The organism is Neorhizobium populisoli (assembly GCF_019430945.1).
In the GTDB taxonomy this organism is placed as follows: Bacteria; Pseudomonadota; Alphaproteobacteria; order Rhizobiales; family Rhizobiaceae; genus Neorhizobium; species Neorhizobium populisoli.
In genome coordinates this window covers 1-2,263 of the sequence record NZ_JAHYCB010000052.1, presented here as the reverse complement: position 1 = coordinate 2,263, position 2,263 = coordinate 1, and the positions used below count along the sequence as shown (strand labels likewise).

At 54.3% G+C, this 2,263-nt stretch carries 3 protein-coding genes; 1 reads left to right on the top strand and 2 read right to left on the bottom strand.

The annotated features are described in order from the left end of the window. Positions 1-46 precede the first annotated feature (46 nt). Together KX729_RS33415 and KX729_RS33410 are read right to left on the bottom strand one after the other, a co-directional pair. Positions 47-730, bottom strand: a complete 684-nt coding sequence (locus KX729_RS33415; protein WP_281423297.1) for a glutathione S-transferase family protein — start codon at positions 728-730, stop codon at positions 47-49. Positions 731-733: 3 nt separating this feature from the next. Beyond that, complete coding sequence (locus KX729_RS33410; protein ID WP_246618063.1) at positions 734-1,120, bottom strand: VOC family protein; 387 nt, start codon at positions 1,118-1,120, stop codon at positions 734-736. A 101-nt stretch (positions 1,121-1,221) separates the two neighbouring features. Here KX729_RS33410 and KX729_RS33405 point away from each other — a divergent pair, with 101 nt between their 5' ends. Beyond that, entirely contained in the window at positions 1,222-2,121 is a 900-nt protein-coding gene (locus KX729_RS33405) for a LysR family transcriptional regulator (RefSeq protein ID WP_219746710.1), read from the top strand. Positions 2,122-2,263: the final 142 nt, after the last annotated feature.

Sequence of the window (2,263 nt, the reverse complement as noted above, 5' to 3'; positions counted from 1 at the left end):
AAAAGCGGTCATTCGCTTGGCTCAAGGGACGGTCCGATTTGGCCCGTCAGCGGAATGTGCCTAGCACCCGAGCGGCATGGCTTTCCTTTTGGGCGATGAACTGTATGAGTTCAGCCTCATAGGTTGGCGGTACCGCGTCTTTCACCGATTTATGACTGCCGACAAGAGCCCACCATTCTGTGAGTTTTTGTGGAAGCAAGTCATTCAGTCTTGTTTCCGACACTCTGTCGAAAACAGAAAAATACCGGAAAAGTGTTGCAAACACCGCGTCGACAAGGCCGAAAGCATCACCCGCGAAGTATTTTTGCGGCTGAAAACGGTCATCGACAATCCGCAGTCGCTCCTCAAGCTCTCGCAACGAGACTGCGAAAGCGGATGCGTCGACATCGCGGTAGATAATGCGGGCGACGATATTCAGCATGCCATCCGCATAGGCCATCCAGGCTTCATGACAAGCGCGCGCCCAAGGATCGCTGGGCATAAGGCCTCCCCCTGTCACCTGATCCAGATAACGGGCAATAACACCGGATTCGAATAGCCATTCGTCGCGTCCAGCCCAAAATACCGGCACCTGACGACCCGGCGATATATCGCCGAGCCAGGCGGGTTTATTGTCGAGGTCGATATCGATCCGTTCAAAGGCAATGCCTTTTTCGATCATGACGATAACGACCCTTTGCACATAAGGGCACAATCTGTGCCCTACGATCTTGTAAGGTTCCAACGGCATGGCTCAACCGACCATGCAATGGACATTGAGTTTGTTGCCGTCCAGATCGCGGAAATAGGCGGCGTAAAAGCCCTCGGCCCGAAATCCGGGCTTGCCTTCATCGGCGCCTCCCAATTTCAAAGCCTTCTCATGCACCAGATCAACCTGTGTCTGGCCGGATGCCGCGAGCGCAATCATTACGCCGTTGCCGACTGAATATTCTTTTCCGTTTTCAGGCACATGAATTGAAAAGGACGCGCCGCCATTTTCGACTGCCCAGACGATGAAATCATCCATGTGCATCACCTGTTTTGCGCCGAACTCCGCCAATAATGCGTCATAGAAGCTTTCCGCGCGGGAAAGGTTGGCCGTTCCAAGCGAAGTGTATCCAATCATATCCATCTCCTTCATTGCCGTTGTTGATATGAGCCGAAGGTATTCTGTTGCAGAAAAGATGGATATATGCATTTGTGAGGTGTAGTATTGCAAATTTGAAATGAAGTAGGCTGGAATTGGATTGGAACCTCGTCAAAGTGTTTCTCGCGGTTTGCGAAACGGGCTCTCAGGTTCGCGCCGCCAAGCTTACCGGACTGAGCCATGCGACAGTCTTCCGGCACATTGCCCTGCTTGAAGAACAGACGGGCACGCGTTTGTTTGATCGTGTCAAAGGCCGGTTTGTGTTGACGGACGCGGGCAATGAAATGCGCGAGATAGGCCTTGGTATCGCCCGCTCTTTCGAGGCGATCGACCGGCGTATAAGTGGCAGGGACGGAAATGCCGAGGGCATCGTGCGCCTTACCGCGCCGCGCAGTTTTGCCGACACCGTGTTGCCGCGTTATCTGATGAATTTCAGCGAGGCGCATCCCAACGTTCGGGTTGAATTTCTGGTTTCGAACCAGGAAGTGAACATGTCCGACCGGGGCGCGGACGTCGCCTTGCGAGTCGCCCAAAATCCGCCTGACCATCTTTGGGGGCGGCGTGTTCTCGATATCGATTGGGCTGTCTACGCGGCCCCCTCATACCTCGAGACCGCTGCGCGGCTGGACGGCCCATTTGACCTTTCACAACATAAATTGGCCCCACCGGCAGGACAATTGCTGCGTCATCCGGCTTTTCGTGATGTGCTGAATGAAGAGCAGCCTGTGACGGCAATCGCATGCGATGATCTCACCGCCATGGCGCGTCTGGCAGCGGAGGGCTGCGGTGTTGCACTCTTGCCGGACGATTTGCGCCGTTCAGACCTGAAACGGTGTTTCACCTATCACGCGGCACCCACGAACCTGCTCTGGGTGCTCACCCATCCAGACCTTCGGGGCGTACACAGAATATCGCTACTGATGGGATTTCTGGCCAAAGAGTTCGTTCGAGATCCCTATTGGAGGCGGACCGCTGAGAATCTCATCGACGAATAAGAGATCTTCAAGTTCAATGCAAAGCTGTCGTTTAGTCCCGTTGCAGCGAATTTCCGCTTTCAGAGTTCAATCATGAACCTTGAACATCCGAAACGCGGGCGCGAAGCCACCTGTCCGCCTGCTATCTCGAATGTCCGGTTTG

Excerpts from the sequence above, each read along its gene's own strand:
- KX729_RS33415 (WP_281423297.1), bottom strand. The coding sequence starts at position 730 with ATGCCGTTGGAACCTTACAAGATCGTAGGGCACAGATTGTGCCCTTAT.
- KX729_RS33410 (WP_246618063.1), bottom strand. The coding sequence starts at position 1,120 with ATGAAGGAGATGGATATGATTGGATACACTTCGCTTGGAACGGCCAAC.